The sequence below is a fragment of the Flavipsychrobacter sp. genome, from assembly GCA_041392855.1.
Classification (GTDB): Bacteria; Bacteroidota; Bacteroidia; order Chitinophagales; family Chitinophagaceae; genus UBA5543.
Genome location: JAWKLD010000001.1, coordinates 2,780,448 through 2,804,328, shown reverse-complemented (window position 1 = coordinate 2,804,328; position 23,881 = coordinate 2,780,448). Strand labels below are relative to the sequence as shown.

General features: G+C 39.5%; 23 protein-coding genes and 1 riboswitch. Of the genes, 7 read left to right on the top strand and 16 right to left on the bottom strand.

Translation table 11 applies throughout. From position 1 onward, the window contains the following. A complete protein-coding gene (gene murA, locus R2800_12915; GenBank protein ID MEZ5017952.1) occupies positions 1–1,308 on the top strand; it encodes a UDP-N-acetylglucosamine 1-carboxyvinyltransferase in 1,308 nt (435 codons plus the stop codon). Here murA and fabF read toward each other — a convergent pair. The 7 genes from fabF to R2800_12880 all read right to left on the bottom strand — a co-directional run bounded on the left by fabF (position 1,305) and on the right by R2800_12880 (position 9,401). Next, positions 1,305–2,552, bottom strand: a complete 1,248-nt coding sequence (fabF, locus tag R2800_12910) for a beta-ketoacyl-ACP synthase II (GenBank protein MEZ5017951.1) — start codon at positions 2,550–2,552, stop codon at positions 1,305–1,307. The genes murA and fabF overlap by 4 nt on opposite strands. A 10-nt stretch (positions 2,553–2,562) precedes the next feature. After that, a complete protein-coding gene (locus R2800_12905) occupies positions 2,563–3,120 on the bottom strand; it encodes a TetR/AcrR family transcriptional regulator (GenBank protein ID MEZ5017950.1) in 558 nt (185 codons plus the stop codon). Between the two features lie 81 nt (positions 3,121–3,201). Continuing rightward, positions 3,202–4,197, bottom strand: coding sequence for a hypothetical protein (locus R2800_12900; protein MEZ5017949.1), 996 nt, complete (start codon positions 4,195–4,197; stop codon positions 3,202–3,204). Between the two features lie 127 nt (positions 4,198–4,324). Beyond that, positions 4,325–5,728 (bottom strand): MBL fold metallo-hydrolase, encoded by a 1,404-nt coding sequence (locus R2800_12895; GenBank protein MEZ5017948.1) that lies wholly within the window; start codon positions 5,726–5,728, stop codon positions 4,325–4,327. Positions 5,729–5,752: 24 nt separating this feature from the next. Beyond that, positions 5,753–6,436, bottom strand: a complete 684-nt coding sequence (locus R2800_12890) for a zinc metallopeptidase (protein MEZ5017947.1) — start codon at positions 6,434–6,436, stop codon at positions 5,753–5,755. Positions 6,437–6,602: 166 nt separating this feature from the next. Next, positions 6,603–8,825 (bottom strand): TonB-dependent receptor, encoded by a 2,223-nt coding sequence (locus tag R2800_12885; GenBank protein ID MEZ5017946.1) that lies wholly within the window; start codon positions 8,823–8,825, stop codon positions 6,603–6,605. A 120-nt stretch (positions 8,826–8,945) separates the two neighbouring features. Next, positions 8,946–9,040, bottom strand: a riboswitch (TPP riboswitch). Positions 9,041–9,068: 28 nt separating this feature from the next. Then, positions 9,069–9,401, bottom strand: a complete 333-nt coding sequence (locus R2800_12880) for a hypothetical protein (protein MEZ5017945.1) — start codon at positions 9,399–9,401, stop codon at positions 9,069–9,071. 134 nt (positions 9,402–9,535) lie between these two features. Here R2800_12880 and R2800_12875 point away from each other — a divergent pair, with 134 nt between their 5' ends. Continuing rightward, the gene (locus R2800_12875; GenBank protein MEZ5017944.1) at positions 9,536–10,546 is read left to right on the top strand and encodes a MoxR family ATPase; all 1,011 of its coding nucleotides are present in this window, start codon (positions 9,536–9,538) and stop codon (positions 10,544–10,546) included. A 6-nt stretch (positions 10,547–10,552) separates the two neighbouring features. On the opposite strand, the gene R2800_12870 is transcribed toward R2800_12875, so the two are convergent. Next, positions 10,553–11,737, bottom strand: coding sequence for a hypothetical protein (locus tag R2800_12870; protein MEZ5017943.1), 1,185 nt, complete (start codon positions 11,735–11,737; stop codon positions 10,553–10,555). Between the two features lie 98 nt (positions 11,738–11,835). Between R2800_12870 and serS the strand changes: the two genes are divergently transcribed. Both serS and R2800_12860 read left to right on the top strand, forming a co-directional pair. Further along, positions 11,836–13,107: a serine--tRNA ligase gene (serS, locus tag R2800_12865; protein MEZ5017942.1), complete on the top strand. Its 1,272-nt coding sequence runs from the start codon at positions 11,836–11,838 to the stop codon at positions 13,105–13,107. 15 nt (positions 13,108–13,122) lie between these two features. Further along, positions 13,123–13,560 carry a DUF4293 domain-containing protein gene (locus R2800_12860; protein MEZ5017941.1) on the top strand — a complete coding sequence of 146 codons (438 nt, stop codon included), beginning with the start codon at positions 13,123–13,125 and terminating at the stop codon, positions 13,558–13,560. 74 nt (positions 13,561–13,634) lie between these two features. Here the strand turns inward: R2800_12860 and R2800_12855 are convergent, their stop codons facing one another. Together R2800_12855 and R2800_12850 are read right to left on the bottom strand one after the other, a co-directional pair. Further along, positions 13,635–14,483 (bottom strand): DUF2715 domain-containing protein, encoded by an 849-nt coding sequence (locus tag R2800_12855; GenBank protein MEZ5017940.1) that lies wholly within the window; start codon positions 14,481–14,483, stop codon positions 13,635–13,637. Between the two features lie 88 nt (positions 14,484–14,571). Next, on the bottom strand, positions 14,572–15,864 hold the full coding sequence (locus R2800_12850; protein ID MEZ5017939.1) for an aminopeptidase P N-terminal domain-containing protein: 1,293 nt from the start codon (positions 15,862–15,864) through the stop codon (positions 14,572–14,574). 210 nt (positions 15,865–16,074) lie between these two features. Here R2800_12850 and R2800_12845 point away from each other — a divergent pair, with 210 nt between their 5' ends. The 3 genes from R2800_12845 to R2800_12835 all read left to right on the top strand — a co-directional run bounded on the left by R2800_12845 (position 16,075) and on the right by R2800_12835 (position 18,511). Then, positions 16,075–16,431: a hypothetical protein gene (locus R2800_12845; GenBank protein ID MEZ5017938.1), complete on the top strand. Its 357-nt coding sequence runs from the start codon at positions 16,075–16,077 to the stop codon at positions 16,429–16,431. 693 nt (positions 16,432–17,124) lie between these two features. Next, positions 17,125–17,889 (top strand): sensor histidine kinase, encoded by a 765-nt coding sequence (locus tag R2800_12840; GenBank protein MEZ5017937.1) that lies wholly within the window; start codon positions 17,125–17,127, stop codon positions 17,887–17,889. Beyond that, positions 17,855–18,511 (top strand): response regulator transcription factor, encoded by a 657-nt coding sequence (locus tag R2800_12835; protein MEZ5017936.1) that lies wholly within the window; start codon positions 17,855–17,857, stop codon positions 18,509–18,511. The genes R2800_12840 and R2800_12835 overlap by 35 nt, the downstream gene beginning before the upstream one ends. Before the next feature lie 3 nt (positions 18,512–18,514). On the opposite strand, the gene ychF is transcribed toward R2800_12835, so the two are convergent. From ychF to R2800_12805, 6 genes are all read right to left on the bottom strand, one after another. Beyond that, complete coding sequence (ychF, locus tag R2800_12830) at positions 18,515–19,612, bottom strand: redox-regulated ATPase YchF (protein MEZ5017935.1); 1,098 nt, start codon at positions 19,610–19,612, stop codon at positions 18,515–18,517. Between the two features lie 50 nt (positions 19,613–19,662). After that, positions 19,663–20,406, bottom strand: a complete 744-nt coding sequence (locus R2800_12825) for a lysophospholipid acyltransferase family protein (protein MEZ5017934.1) — start codon at positions 20,404–20,406, stop codon at positions 19,663–19,665. Positions 20,407–20,410: 4 nt separating this feature from the next. Continuing rightward, positions 20,411–20,869 (bottom strand): hypothetical protein, encoded by a 459-nt coding sequence (locus R2800_12820; protein MEZ5017933.1) that lies wholly within the window; start codon positions 20,867–20,869, stop codon positions 20,411–20,413. Positions 20,870–20,941: 72 nt separating this feature from the next. After that, positions 20,942–21,481: a putative metal-dependent hydrolase gene (locus R2800_12815; GenBank protein ID MEZ5017932.1), complete on the bottom strand. Its 540-nt coding sequence runs from the start codon at positions 21,479–21,481 to the stop codon at positions 20,942–20,944. Between the two features lie 2 nt (positions 21,482–21,483). Then, positions 21,484–22,659 (bottom strand): DUF3298 domain-containing protein, encoded by a 1,176-nt coding sequence (locus R2800_12810; protein ID MEZ5017931.1) that lies wholly within the window; start codon positions 22,657–22,659, stop codon positions 21,484–21,486. A 549-nt stretch (positions 22,660–23,208) separates the two neighbouring features. Beyond that, positions 23,209–23,781: a hypothetical protein gene (locus tag R2800_12805; GenBank protein MEZ5017930.1), complete on the bottom strand. Its 573-nt coding sequence runs from the start codon at positions 23,779–23,781 to the stop codon at positions 23,209–23,211. Between the last annotated feature and the right edge of the window lie 100 nt (positions 23,782–23,881).

The window sequence follows — 23,881 nt, the reverse complement described above, 5'->3', positions numbered from 1 at the left end:
ATGAGTGCTTTTGAAATAATAGGAGGCAATACACTTAGCGGGACAATAACACCTCAAGGTGCAAAGAACGAGGCACTACAAGTGCTATGTGCAGCATTGCTTACCAAAGAACCTATTACTTACACCAATGTACCTGATATACATGATGTAAATACGTTAATTGATGTTTTAGCAGACATTGGTGTTACTGTTAGCAGACCTGCTCCTAATACGGTCGTACTTGAAGCTAGCAACATTAATGGCGACTACTTTAGCGACCCCAGCTTTAAAGATAAAGCAGGAAGGCTACGTGGTGCTGTAATGCTGGCTGGCCCTATGTTGGCAAGAAATAAAAAAGCTCACATCCCTCAACCCGGTGGCGATAAGATAGGTAGACGAAGATTGGATACACATATACACGGCTTTGAAAAGTTGGGTGTAAAAGCTAGTTACGATGTAGAGCAAAACCTCTTTACACTAGATGGCAGCTCTACGCATGGCAATACGATCTTACTTGCAGAACCATCTGTAACAGGTACTGCCAATATTATCATGGCAGCTGTCCTCACTGAAGGAGTTACGACCATATACAATGCCGCTTGTGAGCCATATCTACAACAGCTTTGCCGTATGCTCAACAACATGGGCGCAAAGATAGATGGCATAGGCTCTAACATGTTGAAAATTGAAGGGGTATCCTCCCTTAGTGGCTGTGAACACAGAATGCTTGCAGACATGATCGAAGTTGGTTCTTTCATCGGCCTTGCCGCTATGACACAGAGCGAACTAACTATTAAAGATGCGGATGTTGAGCATTTGGGTATTATCCCCGAAACCTTTGAGACATTAGGCATACAACTGGAAATAAAAGGCAACGACATCTATATCCCCAAGCAGGAGTCTTACCGTATTAAAACCTTTATCGACGGTTCTGTTCTGACCATATACGACCACCCTTGGCCTGGCTTTACTCCCGATCTTATCAGTATAGTTTTAGTAGTAGCCACACAAGCAAAAGGCACCGTATTAGTACATCAAAAAATGTTTGAAAGCCGCTTGTTCTTCGTCGATAAATTAATCGATATGGGCGCACAGATAGTACTATGCGACCCACACCGTGCTGTAGTTATTGGCCTAAACAGACAGGTTCCGTTAAGAGGCATTACGATGGTATCGCCTGATATACGTGCAGGTGTTGCTTTGTTAATTGCTGCGCTTTCGGCCAAGGGCAAAAGCACGATACAAAACATCATGCAAATAGACCGTGGCTACGAACGTATTGATGAACGTTTAAATGCATTAGGAGCTAACATAAAAAGGGTAGACTAGCCTTCCCATTTTTTAAAAACCAACATAGCATTATGACCTCCGAAACCTGATGTATTATTCAGGCAAATTTTTATGTCTTTTGTTTGCGCTTTGTTGGCAATAATGTTGATGTTAGCAGGAATATGCTCATCTGCATCCTCCAAGTTTATTGTTGGAGGTATAATACCTTCTTGCAATGCTTTTACACAAGCAATGGTCTCAATAGCACCCGCTGCTCCTAAGAGGTGACCCGTCATCGACTTTGTTGCACTTACATCCAGAACCTTATCAGAGCCTGCCAATATTTTTGCCATAGCATTCAGCTCACTGGCATCTCCTACTGATGTAGAAGTGGCATGCGCGTTTACATAATCAATATCCTGTATGGTTACCCCCGCGTCTTCCATTGCCAGTTTCATAGCACGATATGCACCATCTCCCTCAGGGTGCGTAGCAGTAAGATGATAGGCATCAGATGTCATTGCAGCTCCTATTATTTCACCCAGTATCGGTGCGTTACGAGCCATAGCATGTTCATACTCTTCTAATATCAGCGCTCCAGCACCCTCTCCTAATACAAAGCCATCCCTATTTTTATCAAAAGGTCTTGATGCTCCTGTAGGGTTTTCGTTATTAGTAGACAACGCTTTCATAGAACTAAAACCACCTACTGAAGATACCGTCACTGCAGCTTCCGAGCCACCTGTTACCATTACATCTGCTTTATTCCAACGTATGTAATTGAAGGCATCCATTATGGCATTATTAGAAGCCGTACATGCAGATACTGTCGCAAAATTCACTCCTTGAAAACCATATTTTATAGAGATCAAACCGGGAGCAATATTGATGATCATTTTAGGTACTAAAAAAGGATTGAAACGTGGTGTGCCATCACCTTGGGCAAACTCCATCATTTCATGCTCTAACGTACTAATACCTCCATTACCCGATGCCCAAATAACACCTACACGCTCTTTATTAAAATCGCTCTCTAACAGTTTTGACTGCTCAACTGCCTGTGTTGCCGTTACCAAAGCAAACTGAGTAAACCTGTCATATTTCCTAGCATCCGAACGAGAGAAATGTGCTAATGGATCAAAGTCTTTTACTTCGCATGCAAACCTTGTTTTAAACTTCTCTGCATCAAATTGTGTGATCGGTCCTGCACCGCTTTTACCACTGATCAGTGCATCCCAATAGTCTGCTACATTATGTGCTAATGGGTTTACTGTACCCATACCTGTTATTACTACTCTTCTCATTATTTTTCTTTTACGGGTTTGTCAGCCCTTCTATTACTGCTTGTTCAATTTTATTGTAGTCTTCTTGACCTGTTACCCTTGCTACTTGCAAGGCAGCTATCATATTAGTTATTATTAATAATGCCTTGGTTCTTGGTTTTTCTTTGAAAAAAAACGCTCCACTATTTCGTCCCTCTTTAAGTATATTTTTTACCGCCGTTAGTATCTCATCCATTACCAACTTCAGCTCTTGGCTCACTTGCTCATCAAGAGTATTATAGTCTGTTATCATAGCACCTACCAAACATATTTTATGCTCTTCACTACTACTCTTATAGATATCAAAAAATGCCCTCAACTTTTCTGTAGCAGTAGCTTGTCGATGGTCTTCCATCAATTCATCAAATTTCACCCTTGTATCTCTTAATACTTGTGCCGCAAGCATCGATTTTTTAGGGAAATGATAATGCACTGCAGCATTTTTGATAGACAACTTACCCGAGATATCTTGATAACTAAAAGCATTGTAACCTTTATCTCTTATCAGCAGTTCTCCTAAGCGTAGAATTTCTTCTTTTGTATCAGACATATACAAATTTACTTACTAATAAGTAAGTAAACAAACTATAAATATAGGGTAGTTGATACTACCCTATAAATCAATAAGTTATTAAAATAATATTGCTGTATTATTATTAGCAAAGAAATAAGTGAAACGTGGCATAAGCATCCAAGAACGGCCAAGACCATCAGGTTTTACATCACGCTCAACCACTGGTACAGAACCTGATAGATCGAACTTATATGAGCCATAACGACCTAGGCGGATGTAGATATTAGTTTGCAAGTTGACCGTTAAGCCGCTTGAACCATTTATTTCTCTTACATAACCCGCACGGTCTGTATATAGATCATTAGCTAAGTGATAAAATGCCAAACCACCACCTGAAATACCTGCACGCTTACCACCGTAATGTCCTTCCAATCTAGCCATTAGGTCTCCTTGACGGTGCAGCTTACTAGATACAGTATAATCGTTTCTGCTATAGCTTAGATCGTTTATAGGATCAGAAGCCTGATAACCATTCTCATTGTATCTATATACTGGTTGTTGGTAACCCACAGCAGCGGTAAAATATTGTTTCCAAGTAGCACTAACACCAAGAATAGCATCTGTACTTCCCAAACTGTTTTGGTAAGACATAGGTAGTGAACGAGTTTGACCATCATTAAGGTCAGCTGTAGTTAGTCCTATTTTTGTACCTAATGTAGTTTGTATCAACCAATCCTGTATACCTGGGAACATATGTGTGTAAGAAATAGACAGATCGCCAACACCCCATGCATCCCAAAGCTCACCTTTAGCAGAATAGATAGGTAGCTTTACATCAAAGTAACCTTCAGTAGTCCAACCTTTAAGCGGTATCCTTACTTCTACTTGTGGGATATTCAATACAATATCTCTTTCGCCTTTGGCAAAAGTATGCCCAAGACTAAAATGCCCACGCATGTTTTCATTGTCTTCATCACCGATCATCAATGCCGGCGAATTGCGTAGTGCACCCAGCGTAGACATGCCCGGATCAGAATCGCCCTGAGCCATAACATTTACGCTACCTGCCATAGTCATAGCAAGAGATAAGCATATTGCAGAAATATATCTCATGTTCAATTTTTAATAGATGTGTCTCAAATATACTTTTATAAACGTAAAAATGCATATAGATCGACCACTTTTTTAAACAAAAAGCCCCTTAAATAAGGGGCTTTTTACTGTTTATCTTGTCTTGTTGCTATGCTTGTTCTGCTTTAGGTACTACTATTGGCATTCCTTTTACCTCTTTTATCTGCCCAAAACCTCCCAAGACGTTACGCACATTACTATATCCTTGACGTTTTAATAACGATGCTGCTATTACGGAACGATAACCTCCCGCACAATGCACATACAGATTATTATCTTCATCTATTAACGCAATATTCAAAGGATCTATGAGTGTGTCTAATGGTGCATTTTGCGCTCCTTTTACATGACCAGCTTCAAACTCACTAGGTTTACGCACATCTATTACCTCTAATTTATTATCATGAGGAATGTCCATTGCTAATTCATCTGCCTCAATATCTATGATCATATCTATCTCTTCTCCTGCACTTCTCCAAGCATCAATACCACCATCAAGATAGCCTACCACCTTATCCAATCCAACTCTTGCTAATCTGGTAACAGACTCCTCCTCTTTTCCTTTGTCAGCTACTATCATTATTGGCTGATCGAAAGGCAATAAACTACCTGCCCACTCTGCAAACCTTCCCTCTAAACCTATGCTGATAGACCCTGGTACAAACTGTAAAGTAAAGTCTGTAGCCTTACGTGTGTCTACCACCCATACATTGTTGTTCTGCTGTTCTTTAAACTCATTGACAGAGAATGGCTTTAATGCTTTATTCATCACCTCATCCAAGCTTTCATACCCTTCGCTGTTGATCTTAGCATTGATAGGGAAATAAGCTGGCGGTGGTGTCAGCCCTTCTGTTACTACGCTGATAAACTCCTCCTTGGTCATATCCTGCAATGCATAGTTTGTCTCCTTTTGTGCACCAATGGTACTAAAGGTTTCTGAACCTAAATTTTTACCACAAGCGGAACCTGGCCCATGTGCAGGATATACAATTGTACTATCTGCTAGTTGCTTCACTTTATTATGAAGAGAATCATATAGTAATCCCGCTTGTTCTTCCTGACTCATATTGCCACTAAACAAGTCGGGGCGGCCAACATCACCTACAAACAAAGTATCTCCTGTAAATACACTATGCTCGTTACCTGCCTCGTCGTGCAATAAATAGCAAGTGCTTTCTAGTGTATGCCCCGGCGTATGAATGGCTTTCATTTTTAGCTTACCAATAGTAAACTCTTCTCCATCTTCAGCTATATGTACTTTAAACTTTGTACTTGTTTGCGGACCATAGACTATAGGTGCGCCCGTTTTTTTAGCAAGTTCCAAATGACCACTAACAAAGTCGGCATGAAAATGTGTTTCAAATATATATTTGATCTTCACACCTAAGTCTTCTGCTTTTTTAATGTAGGTATCTACATCACGCAAAGGATCTATAATAGCTGCCTCTCCATCGTGGGCAATAAAATATGCCGCTTCACTAAGGCAATTGGTATATAATTGTTCTACTATCATTATCTATTTCTTATATAAAAATGTTTAGTCTCTACGACCTAAAAATATCATTACAAAATATAGCAGGTTGGCTACCGACGCTAGCGCAGCTACCAGATAAGTACGTGCCGCCCATTTCAAAGCATCTTCTGCCTTATCATGCTCTGCACCTGATGTCAAGTGGGTATTATTCATCCATTTCAAAGCTCTGTTGCTCGCGTCATATTCTACAGGTAAGGTTATTAATGAGAAGATCGTAGTTACAGAGAATAAGATGATGCCTATCAAGAGTAGCATCTGATTGCCCCTACCAAAAAACAAACCTAAACCTGCAAATATCACCCACTGAGCCAATGAGCTACTTACCTGCACTATAGGCACTAGCTTACTACGCAGTTGCAACATACTATACGCAGTAGCATGCTGTACAGCATGCCCACACTCATGTGCCGCCACAGCTGCTGCTGATACATTACGCCCATTGTATACATCAGGGCTTAGGTTCACTGTCTTATCAGCAGGATTATAGTGGTCTGATAAAAAACCGTTTGATGTGGTGACTTGCACATCATATATGCCATTCTCCCTGAGCATCCGCTCCGCCACTTCTCTACCGCTCAAGCCTGCACTTAGCGGCACTTGACCATATTCTCTAAACTTGCTCTTCAACCTATTGCTCACATACATACCTATGAACATGAACAACATTGATATAAATATATATCCCATCGTCTATTTGTATTATTTGTACATAATACTCTATCAAAATGCTTACCAATGTAAAATTGGCAGGCAGCAAAGGTAAATATTCACTTTTACCTGCCCTTTATGCAGCTATAAACAAAAACGCTACCTATAAAAGGCAGCGTTTTAACAATTAAACTTAAAACAGTCTTTAGAACTTCATACTGACACCTAACAGCCAGTTGAAGCCTGCTTGAGGATAATAATAGTTGACAGTTGTATTAGCACCGCCATATCTATAGCTATAAGTATAGCCGTTGCTTTCATATTTATTATCCAATATATTATTCAACATCAGGTTCAAGCCCAACTCACGAATCACGCTGGTACGGATAGTGTAACGTACTCTAGCATCTAATAAACCATAAGAGCCTACGCTTCTATCATCATTACTCGTGTTATCCAAATATTGCTTGCCAATGTATCTTGACAATAGGTCTAGTTCCAAACTTTGCTTCTTCAAAACACGTTTCAAAGGCATAAATGTCACCCCACCTGCAGTAATAAAGTTGGGAGAAAAAGCAATATCTGTGTTACTATGAGCAATAGCTACTTGATTACCACTTGGGTCGTCGTAGTTATCATAGTATTCTATAAAATTCTGGATCTTGTTTTGAGACAAAGTAGCATTTGCAAATAGCTTCAACCAGCTCTTAGCCAACACTGCACCTTGTAGTTCTATACCCATTCTATAGCTATTAGCCACATTGGTACGTGTATAAGCACCTACATCATTTATCTGCCCTGTAAGAACCAATTGGTCTTTGTACATCATGTAAAAGTAGTTGGCACTAACATTCCATTTGCTTCTATTCAACTCATAACCTGCTTCTATATCATACAATTGTTCTGCTTTAGGCAGAGTTTTTACTCCCGCTTCAAAGTCATTTCTATTCGGTTCTTTATTAGCCACTGCTATTGAAGCGTAGAAACGTTGCTTTTGTATCATATCGTTGCGTAACAGATAAGAAACACCCGCCTTTGGATTAAAGAAGTTGTAACTAACCGAAGGGCTCAATGTAGGGTTGTCTCTAAAACCGCTGATGTCATACTGCACATTTCTATACTGTAGATCGGCAAACAATATCAACTTATCCTTGATGGTATGTTGTGCCTTGGCATATACATTCGCATCATTCTTCTGTGCGTTATTCAAGTACCATCTATAGTTATTAGGCACATTGTTCATTGCCCAAGTGATATGGCCATAGTGATCACCTTCATAACGATTCCAACCACCACCAAAAGTTAGTTGTGTATTTTTCTTATCGTACAATAGAGAGAAAACACCACCATAGTAATAGTTATCTAGCCACAGCTGACGGATCAGATCTGTAGACGTAATAGTATCATTCTTAGCTGTGATAAAATCAGGCAAGCCGTATTTACTATACGATTGACCTAAGCGATACTCCTCATAATACCCTTTGCCTCGGGTTAAGAAACCCGCTACGTGACCTGTAAGGTGTTTGGAGAACTTATGATCTAGGAACAACTGATAATAATCTTGTTGGTAATTATCAGTTTGGTTATCGTAATAAGAGCCATCTGCTTTTACACCCAGTTCGTTATATGTTCTGTTGGTTGATAAGGAGTCCTGTGGCACACCATTCCAAGCTTGCTGTGTTTTTTCCTTACCCGTCATTACCATAAAACGCAAAGAAGTCTTGTCACTTGCTTGCCAGCCTGCAATAAACTGTAAGGATTTCATATCACTAGCAGAACGATCGATATAGCCGTCTGAAGATATTTTTGATAGGCGAACATCAAAAGAAAGTCCACTTTTTAACAAACCCGTTCCTGCACGCAACGTATGCCTTCTTGTATTGAAAGAACCGATACTGTTTATGATCTCTGCACCTGCTTTTTCGAACTGCTCCAGATTGCTGATACTCATGGTAGCGCCAAAAGCTCCTGAGCCGTTAGTGGACGTTCCCACCCCGCGCTGCAATTGTATAGAACCTGTAGAAGAAGCAATATCTGTAAAGTTGACAAAGAAAGTACCCTGACTTTCTGCATCATTCACAGGAATACCGTTTAGTGTTACATTGATACGTGTACCATCTGTACCACGCACCCTAAGACCTGTATACCCCACACCCGCACCTGCATCTGACGTAACTACCGTAGATGGTGTGTATTGCAACAAATAAGGAACGTCTTGACCATTGTTGGCCTTCTGTATATCCTCTTTGTTCAGCTCCGTTTTTGCAAACGGGGAGTTTGATGTTGCTCTGAGTGAGCGAACTTCAATAGGTTGTAATTCTTGTTGTTTGAAAAGTGTACTGGTGTCTTCGTTTTTTGTTTGCGCATGTACACCTACCGCTGTTACGGCTAACAGTGAAGTCAGCAGGTATTTTTGATTTAATCGCATAGCATAAAAATTCATTCGTTAAATAAATGAGGGGGCTTATGCTTTACCGCTATTTATACCAATCATGAACAGCGCAGGCCTTAACGCTACTACATAAGTAGGTACAAACAGAGGTATGATCGTGCTGATTTAAATTATCCCTAACCAACATTACTCGGTCTAGGTTCAGCGGGTATGATCTCAGCCTTAAATATTAGGCACCCCGTTATCCTTTTTGGATGCTGCAAAGGTAGTGAAGACCTTTTACTGTTCAAAGTATTCTATAACACATTCTTTCAAGAGTCTTTCTTGACTAAAAAACTCTTCAGCCTCTACATCTTTGGTTTTGCTGAAATGTGGCCACCCCTCATCATCTAGTCCCGTCATTTCAAAATAACCTCTTCTAGTTAAAAGTGAACATACCGCGACATGCATCAAATCTTGCTTTTGTTCCTTAGTATATTTTTTCTCAGTAGGCCACCTTCCCAATTCGTTGATACCTATCAGGTATAATATGCCTTCCATGTCAGGGGTCTTACCAAAGCGTTCTCTTAGCAAGAACTCTACATCTATCCAGCGTTGTTCAAAATTTTCCATAACTCGTCTGATCAAGCAAAAGTAGTCGAATTTGGTTTAACGGAGTTTTAACAGCGGGAATAAATTGTACATGATAATTTTGAAGCAGATAGTATAGTTTCATTTTTTGTAATTTGACATCTGATATAACTAATATGGAAACACCTACTTCTACATCGGTAGATATTCGTGAATTAAATGAACGCATCCATCAGCATAGCGCTTTTATAGAGCTATTGAACATGGAGCTGGGCAAAGCTGTTGTTGGGCAGAAACAAATGGTGGAAAGATTGATGATCGGCATGCTGGCCAATGGCCACGTGTTGCTTGAAGGTGTACCCGGCTTGGCGAAAACACTAGCTATTAAATCATTAGCCTCTGCTATACATGCCAATTTTGCCAGAATACAGTTCACACCAGACCTATTACCTGCCGATGTATTGGGTACTATGATATACAACCCTCAAGAGCACAAGTTTGAAGTACGTAAAGGACCTATCTTCTCCAACTTCATATTGGCCGATGAGATCAACCGTGCCCCTGCCAAAGTACAAAGTGCCTTACTGGAGGCAATGCAAGAGCGTCAGGTAACCATTGGTGATAGTACTTACAAATTGGCAGAGCCTTTCCTTGTACTGGCTACACAAAACCCCATAGAACAAGAGGGTACTTACGAATTACCAGAAGCGCAAGTAGACCGTTTTATGCTGAAAGTGGTGATCACCTATCCTGAGCAGGAAGAAGAAAGACATATTATCCGTACCAACCTGAACCCAGGTGGTATGGCCAAGATAAACCAAGTGGTTAGCCCCGAGGAGATATTGAAGGCTCGTAGCCTGGTACGTGAAGTATATATGGATGAGAAAATTGAGCAATACATATTAGATATTGTATTTGCCACTCGTTTTCCAGAGAAATACAACCTCAACAAACTGAAACCACTTATTGCCTATGGTGGTTCTCCACGTGCTAGTATCAACTTAGCATTGGCAGCTAAGGCTTATGCCTTTATCAAACGCCGTGGTTATGTAATACCTGAAGATGTACGTGCCGTGTGTCACGATGTGATGCGCCACCGTATAGGTATTACTTACGAAGCGGAGGCGGAGAATATCACCAGCGTGCAAATACTCAATGAAATTCTTAATGTGGTAGAAGTGCCTTAGTAGGATCTAGGCTTCATACTTTATATGTGGTGGTAGTTTATCGTGCCATCTAATTATAGATACACATGCTTTTTTAAGAAACTCATTTAATAACGGCAAATCATCTATTGAGCATTCTTTTGCATCACTTCTATAATTGAGTTTAGCATGCACTATTGAATTTCTAGTACTATAGAGAACACTTCCAATGTATTCTGTAAGTTTTTGTAATATTTCTTTATTACTCGAATAGCTTAAATCAGCCACTTTATGATGAATATGCTTAGACGCCCTTTTTTCTATCTCATCAGGTATATAGTTTAACAGGCTCACTATATCAATAGCTTGTAAAAGGATAGTTTTTGCAAGCTCTTTATCGCTTTGTGATATTTTGTAATTATCTGCTATTGAAAAAATAGCATCCAAGTCCTTACTATTAGCAGCTTTATATCTTAAGCTATCTACTTTTTTTGATAAATTATCATATGCTAATAGTTTAGAAGCAATTACAGAGTAATATTCAATTATTTTATAAAAATATAAGAACTTGATCTCATCGTCAGATGATTCTAATGCTTTACGAAATAAGTCCATCCCTTCACTATACCCTGTTATTGATTCAATTTTTACGGTTTTTTTTTCAACTTCCTCATAATCTTCAAATAAACCGCTATCACTTATAGATGTAAAACCAATATACACATTGCATAAATGTGATAATTCAAATAAAAAGGATTTCAGGACTTTCATTTCTTCCGATTCAGATAAACGTATCTCAGCTCTCTGATATTCAATCTCAATAGCTACATATGCAGAACACGGAAGAGCATATTTATCATATAAGTCTAACTTAGTGGCTGCAACACCTATTAAAAAAGGGTTTTCTACTAACCTAACAGTATAACCGTCTTTATGTTCTAAGCAAAAATTTATTTCACTCATCAACACTTCTATAGGTTTTTCATAACAGACAACTGGCATCTGTGTGAACCTAGGAGATTCAACCCTCTCACTTGACATATTTATATCATATTCTCCAATATATTTAATTAATATACTAGCCGAAATGAAAATATCATCTCTTGGGAAAAATATGTGTACGCTCTCTGATTCTGTACTTATATCCTCTATACCTATGTCATATTTATCTGTTGGATTTATCTTTTTAAATAACTCTTCAATATTTTCTATATCCTTTTTCGTTGGTTTCATGATTTAGCATTTATTTCATTACTCAAAATACCACATTTCTTACTTAGCATCTATATACTCCATAGTGTTGACTATATTTGCCCCAACAAATAAGAATTATGCTGCCGATACAATTATTTAGGGAACAAAAAGACCTAATACTAGCGGGATTAGAAAAGAAGAACTTTAAAGAACCCGAACTGGTGGATGCCATTATATCGCTTGATGAGCAAGTGCGTGCTGTAAAAGCTGAGAATGACAATCTACTGGCTGCTATCAACTCCGCATCCAAAAGTATTGGTATGCACATGGCTAAGGGAGAAAAAGAAGAGGCAGAGCAGAAAAAAGCAGAAGTAGCCCAGCATAAAGAGCAAACTAAAGAACTGGCACATAAGCTTTCCGAGCTAGAAAATGAGCTGCATGAAACGATAGTAAAGCTACCTAACCTACCTCATAGCAGTGTACCTTTTGGTAAAACACCAGAGGACAATGAAGTAGTACGCGAAGGTGGCGCTCAACCACAGCTCCCTGAAAATGCAAAACCTCATTGGGAGTTGATGGAACAATACAATCTCGTTGATTTTGAACTGGGTAATAAAATAACCGGTAGTGGCTTCCCTGTATATATAGGGCAAGGTGCAAGATTGCAGCGTGCACTTATCAACTACTTCCTCAATTATAATATTGATGCAGGGTACAAAGAGTACTACCCACCATATATGGTGAACGAAGCGAGTGCATACGGTACTGGTCAGCTACCAGATAAAGAAGGACAGATGTATCATGTAACTGCCGATGAGCTTTTCCTGATACCTACTGCCGAAGTACCATTGACCAATGTGTATAGAGATGTGATCGTACCAGAGCAAGAACTACCTGTGATGATGACGGGCTTTACACCTTGCTTCCGCAGAGAGGCAGGCTCTTATGGTAAAGATGTACGCGGGCTGAACCGTGTGCACCAGTTTGATAAAGTAGAGATCGTACAAATAGTAAAACCTGAAACTAGCTACGATGTATTGGAAGGCATGGTAGCCCATGTAGAAAAATTATTACAATCGCTGGGACTACAATACCGCATACTACGCCTTTGTGGTGGTGATATGAGTTTCACCGCTGCTATTACTTACGACTTTGAAGTATACAGCGCAGCTCAGGAGCGTTGGCTGGAAGTAAGCTCTGTATCTAACTTCGAAAACTTCCAAACCAACAGGATGAAGATCCGCTACAAAGACGACAAGAAAAAAACACACCTGTTGCACTCGCTCAATGGTAGCTCTCTGGCACTGCCTCGTATTATGGCTTGCCTGCTAGAAAACAACCAAACAGCTGATGGCATTAAGGTACCTGAAGTATTACAACCCTTCTTAGGAAAGGATATGATCAACTAAAAAGAACAACTACTCATGATACAAAGAATACAAAGCGTATGGCTATTGTTAGCCGCCTTAGTTAATGCAGGATTATTTTACTTGTCTTACTACAAAGCAATATTCCTTACTAATGGTGAGGAAACGGTGAAATACTTACGCGCTACCAGCTATTTACCTTCTTTAGTTGTACTAATCGTTATTACAATACTGCCTTTGGTAACTATCTTTAGGTTCAAGGATAGAAAAAAGCAAAGCCGCATGGCGGTATTGAGCATGATCGCGTCAATAGGGTTTCATGCATTAGCTATTATGCGCATTGGCAACATTAACAATAGCGAGCCTTTACCATCCGACGGTAGCTACCAAATAGGATTCTTTTTGCCTACCATTGCTATCATCTTTTTACTACTAGCTATAAAAGGCATTAGAAAAGATGAGAAGCTAGTGAAATCTCTAGACCGCTTGAGATAAAAAGTAAAACCTCATTATACTAAACGGGGCTGCCATTGGCAGCCCCGTTTTATTTGTATGCAGTTATTTATTGTTTAGTTCAAATCCATTGACAAGCCTACATTGAAACCAAAGTTGCTGAACGGATAGGCAAAACTTATATCATTGCCACCAGTGTTAGAATTACGCTTATAGGTAGTAACACGTGCTGATGGTAACACCTGCCCTATAACATTAGCTCCTCCTTGTGTTAATGAAGTCAGCTCTCTCTCTTTTGCGTAAACCGACATAGACTGTAATGCCAACTCTCCGAACACTCTTACTTTCTCTACCACTTTAAGGCTAGCGCCCAAAGCACCAGAGTAGCCTATGCTAAACATGGTTTTGGTTTCATAAGCACCTTCATATTTAGTTTTAGCAGTAGAAGCTATATGCGTGTGTGTTTGCGTAAATGTTTCTTTTATCCTTACACTGATAGGCAATACTATACCTGCTCTGGTATAGATATAGGCCTTTTGTCCCTTGCTGCGCAACACTAGCGATGGTGCTGCTAGTATCGGCGTAGCCGCTTTCAAATTTTGTACTTGAGTAATATTGATACCTGCCTGAGTGCTACTCGGGAAGGTAATGCTGGAAGTATGCTCCTTAGTACCGGCACCAATGATCACGTTCACCTCCAAGCCTATGTTCTTGGTAAAGAAATACCCTGCCCCTATAGATACAGGCACAGATGGCGCAAAAGATATTTTCTTAGCTTCAAAGGTGGCTGGTGTTGTACTGCCACTTACATACTGCGCCTTACCACTGTAAGGAATGCCTGATTCGGTAACTGCCTGCCCCGCATGAGGGAATGCGTAACCCACACCGGCTTTAAGATAAAACTCCTGTGCTTGAAGGGTCATAGTTGTTGCTAACAACAAGAAAGAGGTAAATAGTTTTTTCATTTTTATTATTTAAGCCGCAAATATAAACGCATTAGGCGTTACATACCCTGCAACGCCTAATAATTCATTATTCAATAACTAAGAGTTATTATTTCTTCTTCATATACGCTTCTATCTCCTCTACAGTAATAGGGAAATCTTTGAACAGATCAATATGACCATTTCTTGTTAGCCATATGTTGTTCTCTATACGAATACCCATTTGCTCTTCTTCTATATACAAGCCCGGCTCTACGGTAAACAACATGCCTGCTTTTACAGGCTCTGTTCTTGTGCCTAGGTCGTGCACATCAATACCCATATGGTGAGAGATACCGTGATATAGATATTTGCGATAAGCAGGATTAGCTGGGTCTTGGTTTTTGATATCCGCTCTAGTGATCAACCCTAGCTTCAGGCATTGCTTCTCTGTATACTTACCTACTTTATCTGTATAGTCTACTACCGATATACCTGGTTTCAAAATGCTCTTTGCATAGTTGTGGGTATTTAGTACGGCATTATATACTTCTTTCTGGCGATCAGTAAACTTACCATTTACAGGTATGGTACGGGTCATATCCGATGCGTAGTTGCCATACAAAGCACCAAAGTCCATCAGTACCAGGTCGCCATCATTACATTTTTGATTGCGCTCTACATAGTGCAGCACTCTGGCGCTATCGCCCGATGCTATGATACAATCGTATGCATGACGGGTAGCACGGTTACGCAAAAACTCATGTGTTACCTCTGCTTCTATCTCATACTCCATCACACCCGGCTCTATAAACTTCATTACTCTTAAGAAGGCCTTGCGGGTAATGTCTATCGCTTTTTTTACTACTTCTATCTCCGCAGCGGTTTTTATACCACGTAGCTCTTTCATAATAGGAGCCGCACGCATATAGTTGTGTAGTGGGTAGCGCGCCATCAGGTCTTTGGCAAACAATAGGTCTGTTCTCAATACCGATGTATCCAGTCTGTCATTCTCGTTACTGTTCACATATACATTATCGGCATGGTGCATCATTACATGTAGCATAGCGTCTATGCTATCCAGCCACTGTATGTTTTTGATGCCCGATATTTTTGTAGCCTCATCTTGGCGCAGTTTGTGGCCTTCCCATTTTTCCAAATGTTCGTTAGGACGTAGCAGTACCAACACCTCGCGCGCACTTTGATCTGGATTGTCGGGATATAATATCACCATCGACTTCTCTTGTATGATACCCGATAGCCATACCACATCAGAGTTAGGCTGATAGGTATAAAGTGCATCTCCGTTGGTCGTCAATAAGGGGTTGCCCGGAAAAATTGCAATGGAGTTGGGCTTCATCTTTTTGATAAAACGCTTACGGTTATCGGTGTACAACTTGGAAGGAATTGGTAAATATTTCATCTCGTAGTCTTTAAAATTTAAGAATGGTGAAGATAAGGAGTATTCTACAAAACAAAATCCCTCTGTTTATCACCACTCATACAAAAAATAAAACTATTCAAAGGGGGTGTTTTAACGGTAGGTGACAAATTTCTTCCTTATATCTTTAGGCTGTTACATATATATAATACTCTACACCATACATTTATTAACTTCAAAAACTTTTAAACTATGCCTACAATTGGTGGAGAGATCACTGTGTCTGATGCAAACTCACACATTAACGCTTTTATCAGCAGCTATTTTACTCCCGGAGACTTCCCAGTAAAATCTTTTATTTTCGATGCTGGCTTACTAAAGAGCTATTTAGACAATAACCCAAGTATCGTGAACATGAAATTTATGCTAGCAGAGAAAGAATTTTTAGTAGATGGTAACACTAAAGTAATGCCTACAATGGTTCTTGTGGGTTATGACTCTAGTGGTAACTACGTTAAATTATCTAATGGTAAAGTTCTTAATAGTGCCGAACCATGTCCAACAATGTGCCCTACAGTAGGAGCAGCAGCAAATGATAATATCAGCTAATGTCTGCTTGGTGGATTAGAATAATATCCTATACATTAATATTGCTTTTAGCAGTTATTATATGCCTTATCCGGTTTAAAAAGCTGGATAAGGCTTCTAAGTATTTTGCAATCGCATTATATCTTAATTTCATTGTCGAAATTATTGCAGTTTGGGCTGCCTTAGAATTTCAACAAAATAACATCATTTATAACATACATAGTCCCATTAACTTATTTCTTACGTCTCTATACTTTAATACTATAGTTGATAGTTTTAAAAAAAGGAATATTGGTATAATAATCGGGGCATCGGGCCTAGTTGCTGCATTAATTAATAGCATTTTCTACCAAAGCATCTGGATACTCAATACGTACTTCATCGCTATTCAAGCTATACTAGTTGTCTTCATGTGTTTGTACTACTATTATGACTTTTTAAAAAGTGATACCTACACAAAAAAGCTACCTATACACTTTTGGTTTACTAGTATCTTATTAACATACTGGAGTTTTACCTTATTTCATTGGATATTAGGTTATAGTACATATTTATCCAATAAAGGGTTATCTATTCTCACTTATTACATCATATTTATTATCAATCTTTCCAGTTACATAGGCTTTACTATATTGTTCTATAAATACAATAATTTTAAGCCTAGTGGGGGAGACTAATTCATTTATCGTTTTGTTATTTGGCTCATTACTGTTTATGCTATTTGCCATCTTCGTTATTCTGTACATCGTAGTACAGAAGCGCAAGCAAGTACGCCATATATTGGAGAAGGAGCGCATGAAGCACCAGTTTAGCAGCGAGCTACTACAAAGTAAGCTAGAGGTGCAAGAGCAAACCTCTCAAAACCTATCGGAAGAGATACACGACAACGTGGGGCAGTTGCTTAGTCTAGCCAAAATAAACATCCACAACATAGAAAAACACGCAGAGAACGACAGGGCTAAAAACCATGCTGAAAAAAGTAAAGAGCTGCTCACCAAAGCCATAAGCGACCTGCGCACCATTAGCCATACCCTTAATGGAAACTATGTGCTACAGATGGGGTTGGCAGAAAGCATACAAAAAGAAGTGGGCTATGTATCGTCTGCTAAAGAAATAAATTGTAATTTCAATATCAACGGCGAGCAATACTCGCTGGGAGAGGATAAGGAGTTACTTATATTCCGGATAATACAAGAGTCGATAGCGAATGCTATCAAACACGGAGACCCTGAGAACATCACTGTAGCTTTAGACTATCAACCAGAAACGCTCTTAGTTACAATTACAGATGATGGTAGTGGTTTTGAAACAGATGTGAAGAAAGAAGGCAGCGGTATTGGGCTCAACAATATAAAGGTGAGAACAGAGCTGCTGAGGGGAAAAGTAGACATATCTTCTACACAGAATAAAGGAACTGTAATAACGTTAAGCATACCATTCATTCATGAAAAAAACAATACGAGTAGCCTTAGCCGATGATCATTCTCTTTTTCGTAAGGGACTAATTGAGATACTATCCAGCTTCGACGAAGTAGAAGTACTCTTTGAAGCTAAAAACGGGAAGCTTTTCATTGAGCAGCTATCAAAAATGCCTGCCAAAGAGCGCCCCGACGTTTGTATACTAGACATCAACATGCCTGTGATGAGTGGCTACGATACCGCCAGGCATATACGCAACTACTATCCTAAACTAAAGGTTCTAGCCCTATCTATGTATGGTGAGGAAGACATCATCATCAAAATGATAAACTGTGGTGCCAATGGCTATATCCTAAAAGACACTGAGCCCGAAGAACTATTGAATGCCATTAAAGGCGTGCATAGTGCCGGTGTATACCACTCAGACCTTGTGAGCAACAAAGTGCTGCGCGAGGCCAAGCTTACGGAAGAGGACGATGTGGTCTTTACGGAAAAAGAACTTCGTTTTCTAAACTACTGCTGCTCTGAGATGACCTATAAGGAAATAGCAGAGGAGATGGGCATCAGCCACCGTACTGTAGATGGCTATAGAGATAACCTCTTCTCAAAATTAAACCTGCACTCGCGTACAGGTTTAGTATTATATGCTATAAAAACAGGCGTAGTAGCCGTTTATAAATAGAGGTTATACATTGAAGCGGAAGTGCATTACATCTCCGTCTTTCACTACATATTCTTTACCTTCTATGCGTAGCTTACCATTTTCGCGGCAGGCTGCTTCGCTACCTAATGCCACAAAGTCGTCATAGGCAATGGTCTCTGCTTTAATGAAGCCCTTCTCAAAGTCGCTATGGATAACACCCGCAGCTTGTGGTGCCTTCCAGCCCACATGTATGGTCCATGCACGCACTTCTTGTACACCTGCTGTGAAGTAGGTGATCAGGTTCAATAACTTATATGCTGCTTTGATAAGTCTGTTCAAACCCGGCTCAGTCAACCCATACTCACCTAAGAATAGTTCTTTATCCTCATCACTATCCATTTCAGATATCTGTGCTTCAATGGTGTTGTTCATTACGATCACCTCAGCACCTTCTTCAGTAGCTACTTTTATCAATGCCTCCGAAAACTTGTTACCTGTCAAGATAGAAGCCTCATCCACATTAGCTACATACAATACAGGCTTGCTCGTTAGCAAAAACAGATCTGCTACTTCTTCCAGTTCAGCACTATCCAAGTCCAGCCCACGCATATTCTTACCTTCTGATAGATGGTCGTAGCATTTCTTCAACACCTCGTAAGAACGTTTTGCCTTAGGGTCGTTCTTAGCCAGCTTTTGCATACGCTGCATTTTCTTCTCCACGCTCTCCATGTCTTTAAACTGCAACTCTGTGTCTATGATCTCTTTATCACCTACAGGGTTTATCTCTCCCTCTTCGCGTAGTACATTCTCATCTTCAAAACAACGGATAACGTGTACAATAGCATCTACCTCACGTATATTGGCCAAGAATTTATTTCCCAAACCTTCTCCCTTACTTGCCCCTTTTACCAAGCCTGCGATATCTACAAACTCTATAGTAGTAGGTAGTACACGGTCAGGGTTTACCAGCTCTGCCAGTTTATCAATACGCTCATCCGGTACGTCTACCATACCTACATTAGGTTCAATAGTACAAAAACGATAGTTGGATGCCTGTGCTTGGGCATTATTACTTACCGCATTAAACAAGGTTGATTTACCAACATTTGGAAGACCGACGATACCTACTTGAAGTGCCATATTAAAGAAAAAAATTTGCGCAAAGGTAACTCGTATTTACGACTTATCCTTTACGAATTGCCATTGTACGCAATAAGGGTGGTTTCCATCCTTTTATATACCTCATTTTTTAAGGCTGGGAGGTCGTTTAGTGTTAACCCTTCCACAGCTACGGGCTCTAGAAACACTACTCTGTTTCGGCCAGGCCATAGCCTCCACCAGGCGCTGTAGTGCCATCTATGCACTGTATCCAGCATGATAAAAGGGACGATTGGTGTTTGGGTATTAATAGCCAGTTTAAAAGCTCCGTCGTAAAACTCCTTAAGAGGCTTATCCGTTTCGTTAAAAGTACCTTCGGGGAATATCCCTACGTTCGACTCGTTTCTAAGCACCCTGTTCATCAACCTCACACTACGCGCGCGACTATGAGGGCTGCTACGGTCTACCAATATGGCCATTTGCTTATAGATAAAACCAAAAAGAGGAATGCTTGACATCTCCTTTTTGCCCAATGTGCGGAAGTACTTGCTGATAGCAGCATATATCACCACCGTATCCATATACGATATATGGTTGCCTGCAAAAATATACTTCTTATCATCTGGCTTAAAGCCTAGTTTCTTTACAGGCATGGCTATAAGGTATAGCCATAATATGGACATATAATGCAGGAAGTAGAAAATAACTTTTCTGGCTCTTGCATCATCCCACAACCCTATGACGAATAGCACAGGATACATGAGCATAAAGAACGTAACAAACGAAAGTAGTACCCAAGCAGTATATACCGGCTGTAATAGCTTCCTCAACATCATAGCATTACATGCCCGGGAATAGAGGACGACCTACAAGCTCACGAAATGGCCAAGGTATAGTAGCTAATATGATAACGAAACCTATAAGTGTGAACCAAAATACCTTTTTGAATTTGGCCTTGTCTTCAATATTCTTCTTGATGGCACTATAACCAACGTGTATCAAAATGATACCTACAAGCATGCCGAAGATATGCTCCATAGCCCAGAAACGTTGTGCTGCATTTTTCATAAAGCCACCTGCAGTAAGCACTGTTCCCCACCCTTTGCTGATGTATAGATATAATCCTAGTAGCAACTGAATGTCTACACTTATCATTAAGAAAAGAGCAGGCTTTTTATCAGCACTGGAGAAAGCCTTGCCACCACTCATGCCGCCAATCATTTTCAATAATGTCCATACTGCAAATAGCACTACCAACCAGCGCATTAAATTATGTAGGTGTAACATTCCTGTAGCCATGATCATTCAATTTTTAGTTGCACTAAAGTACGGCTCAAATACCAAAACACCGCAAAATATATGGACAAAATACTACCAGCCCATTCGCTCTCTTAGTTGGCGTACGTGCTCCATATGATGGCGGCTATGCCATGCATAAGTACTCGTCATAGCCCATAGCGGTACATGCCTATCATCTTCAGGGTGGTAATACTCCTTCTTAAAGTCCTCAGGCGTCATATTTTCTAGTATAGCTACCCAGCGCCTATGCAATGCATGCAGTAATGTTATCGATACATTTACCGGTGTGTGCGCAACGTCGGGCAATAGCGCCCAAGCCTTTTCGTTATACGGCTTTATAGTTGGTTTATCTTCCGTTAGTGCAAACTTTAGTCTAGTAACGGCGTTTATATGACTATCCGCCAAATGATGTATTACTTGGTTTATGGTCCACCCTCCAGGCCTGTACGGCGTATCTAGCTGTGCAGCATCTAAGTTTTCTATACAATGGTCTAGCCATTGTGGTAGTGCGGCTATAACTGATATCCATTGTTTCAGCTCTGCTTCTGTATAGCTTTCAGGAACAACACATTCACCTATCGGGTATTGTAATTCTTTAATATCTGTACTCATTACTAAATGGGTTCATTCATATTCATCCTCTTTTTAAATGCAGGTGTTAATAGATGTGCTATCTGTTCATATGGAACAAATACACTCACTTCACCATCCGCATAAGAGGCAATTTCATAAGAGGTATACACAAAGGTTAACCCCTTATTGGTAAGAAAAAAGTTATCCGTAACGTGCATTTCGTCCACTAGCAATCTGCTATTAAGTGGCTGCCCTTTCCTTATAGCAAACTGCTTTCTAACGTCTTTTTCAACAATAGGTAGTAGTGCCGCTTTATCATTGATAACATCATCCAGAGACCAAATGCGTGTACCCGAGACATCAATACAAGTATAGCTGCTATTATAATTACCATGTGCGCCACCGGTATACATCCACAAATAGCTGCTTACACATAGCCATCCATTGCTATTGTAATAAACATATTGATTTTCAGCAGCGCCATAGTTTAGTGCATATCCTTTATCGTATACCCCCTGCTCTTCCATATCGGCCAGGTCTTTGAAGTACACCTCATAGTATTCTTCATTCTTTTTATCTATGCATTGTGCCAATGTGTTTCTGCTATGCACATCGCAAGACGTTAGCTTGCCAATAGCTGTAAAAACATATTTTGCATCCTGCCGCTTGGGAAAGATATATTGATATGTATTAGTGGCGTGAGGTTCAGTCTCCTTACCTTTATAATACCTGTCGTCTTCTTTATAAATCACTCCTAATGGTATTGCACTAGTATAATCTTCTTTTAAGTCTATCTTGTACGACTTGTGCGTTTTTTTATCTATCCAATTCCCGGTAATAATATTTTCATTTATATCCAATACCCACTTAATTGAACTTACATCTTCACTCCTCACAGCAGGATCTTCTGTTAGTATTATCTTACCTGTAGCACTATCAGGATTACTGGTACCATATAAGTTTATTATCTGCCCTATCTTATCATAATAGTAAGTACCACTTATGGTGTTGCTATACTGTACAATGTTCACAGTAACGGGTATATCTGCTATAACCCCCACATAGCTTTTATAATAGCCATTTAAATCGCTAACATCTTCTTGCTCATCAATAAATGCAGTACTATCTTCTGCTACTACATCCTCTCCTTCAGTAGACTCCTGCCCGCAACCTATTAATAGAAATAAAACGGCTAATGAGGTAATGTATTTTTTCATTATAGCTATTTAGCGTCTTGTGTTATTGAAACATCTTTTCCTCCTTCCATGGTCGTGATTTCTGCACTGCTTGATATTGTCAATTCCTTATCAGATTTTAATTAGTCAAATGTATAAAGAAGAATGCTCAATAATTCATATTTATGATACTGATTGTTTAAAAATGTTACGTTTTGTTACAGTTTTTGACCTCTACCACCAAAAAGGGATCTAAAACATTGATTATCAAACATAGGAGCTTTCAATAATTGATAAAATGTTACAGTTGTAACAAAATAATTAGTACGGTATCTCATGGTTTGTTATCCTTATATCTATAACAAATATACAATATTATACCGTTATTATAAAATCAATTTATACTAAGCTGCATAGCCGATAGATTAAAGGATACTTATTGTCACCCAACCTTATATTATGCTCAAAGGTCTATATATACAAGGGCATATAATTAGGAGTACCCTATAAAAGGGGCAAATCAATAAGGCGATTTTTTCATTTTCATACCGTTTAAGCCATTCTTTATAAAGAGTGGCTTTTTACTACCCATCATTTTACTTTTCTTCCTTTATAGTTGTAGATATAGGTAAGCGTAGGGCTAGTGTACGCGTGATCTATGTAAATACTATCGTAGTAATAAGATTTAACACTAGGGCTTATAAAGCCACCTTTATTAATATTGGAATCGATAGTGGACACATAGTCTCCTACTATCACTTCATTTTTCTGTGTACCTTCCTTTATACCCCATAGCTCATACTTTGTAGTATCGGTAATTCCATTATCATCTCTTATACTAACTCTTATAGCAGGCAACCGATACCATGGTGTAGCACCGCTTTTATTATAATAGGTAGAGTCTGTGCTTCTATAAAAAAAGGTGTAGTACTTGTTTTTATACACGGTGTCAAGTGTCGTCTTAGTGTTGCTCACCCTTCTATGAGTTACATCTAGCTTATATACCCCTATATATTTTTCTCTAAAATCTACTTTGACAGGTAGCTGTAAGGTAGTATCTAAGATCATCTTCCCGTCATCGGGCGATACTGGGGTTTTGCTACAGGAGAGTAGTACTGTACATGCAGCTACTACTAGTGCTAGGATAACGATAGGCGGCTTCATATATACAAGTTACATAATGCCTTTGAACCATTATTCACCAATTTGTAAAATAACACAGCCCACCTCATTTGAGGTAGGCTGTTTGCTTAATATATCAACT

Coding starts and splice junctions, on each gene's coding strand:
- R2800_12905 (MEZ5017950.1), bottom strand. CDS start 3,120: ATGTCTGATACAAAAGAAGAAATTCTACGCTTAGGAGAACTGCTGATA.
- R2800_12870 (MEZ5017943.1), bottom strand. CDS start 11,737: ATGAAACCAACGAAAAAGGATATAGAAAATATTGAAGAGTTATTTAAA.
- R2800_12880 (MEZ5017945.1), bottom strand. CDS start 9,401: ATGGAAAATTTTGAACAACGCTGGATAGATGTAGAGTTCTTGCTAAGA.
- R2800_12845 (MEZ5017938.1), top strand. CDS start 16,075: ATGCCTACAATTGGTGGAGAGATCACTGTGTCTGATGCAAACTCACAC.
- R2800_12900 (MEZ5017949.1), bottom strand. CDS start 4,197: ATGAGATATATTTCTGCAATATGCTTATCTCTTGCTATGACTATGGCA.
- murA (MEZ5017952.1), top strand. CDS start 1: ATGAGTGCTTTTGAAATAATAGGAGGCAATACACTTAGCGGGACAATA.
- R2800_12805 (MEZ5017930.1), bottom strand. CDS start 23,781: ATGAAGCCGCCTATCGTTATCCTAGCACTAGTAGTAGCTGCATGTACA.
- R2800_12850 (MEZ5017939.1), bottom strand. CDS start 15,864: ATGAAATATTTACCAATTCCTTCCAAGTTGTACACCGATAACCGTAAG.
- serS (MEZ5017942.1), top strand. CDS start 11,836: ATGCTGCCGATACAATTATTTAGGGAACAAAAAGACCTAATACTAGCG.
- R2800_12860 (MEZ5017941.1), top strand. CDS start 13,123: ATGATACAAAGAATACAAAGCGTATGGCTATTGTTAGCCGCCTTAGTT.
- R2800_12810 (MEZ5017931.1), bottom strand. CDS start 22,659: ATGAAAAAATACATTACCTCATTAGCCGTTTTATTTCTATTAATAGGT.
- R2800_12835 (MEZ5017936.1), top strand. CDS start 17,855: ATGAAAAAAACAATACGAGTAGCCTTAGCCGATGATCATTCTCTTTTT.
- fabF (MEZ5017951.1), bottom strand. CDS start 2,552: ATGAGAAGAGTAGTAATAACAGGTATGGGTACAGTAAACCCATTAGCA.
- R2800_12815 (MEZ5017932.1), bottom strand. CDS start 21,481: ATGAGTACAGATATTAAAGAATTACAATACCCGATAGGTGAATGTGTT.
- ychF (MEZ5017935.1), bottom strand. CDS start 19,612: ATGGCACTTCAAGTAGGTATCGTCGGTCTTCCAAATGTTGGTAAATCA.
- R2800_12890 (MEZ5017947.1), bottom strand. CDS start 6,436: ATGGGATATATATTTATATCAATGTTGTTCATGTTCATAGGTATGTAT.
- R2800_12855 (MEZ5017940.1), bottom strand. CDS start 14,483: ATGAAAAAACTATTTACCTCTTTCTTGTTGTTAGCAACAACTATGACC.
- R2800_12875 (MEZ5017944.1), top strand. CDS start 9,536: ATGGAAACACCTACTTCTACATCGGTAGATATTCGTGAATTAAATGAA.
- R2800_12885 (MEZ5017946.1), bottom strand. CDS start 8,825: ATGCGATTAAATCAAAAATACCTGCTGACTTCACTGTTAGCCGTAACA.
- R2800_12840 (MEZ5017937.1), top strand. CDS start 17,125: ATGCTATTTGCCATCTTCGTTATTCTGTACATCGTAGTACAGAAGCGC.
- R2800_12895 (MEZ5017948.1), bottom strand. CDS start 5,728: ATGATAGTAGAACAATTATATACCAATTGCCTTAGTGAAGCGGCATAT.
- R2800_12820 (MEZ5017933.1), bottom strand. CDS start 20,869: ATGGCTACAGGAATGTTACACCTACATAATTTAATGCGCTGGTTGGTA.
- R2800_12825 (MEZ5017934.1), bottom strand. CDS start 20,406: ATGATGTTGAGGAAGCTATTACAGCCGGTATATACTGCTTGGGTACTA.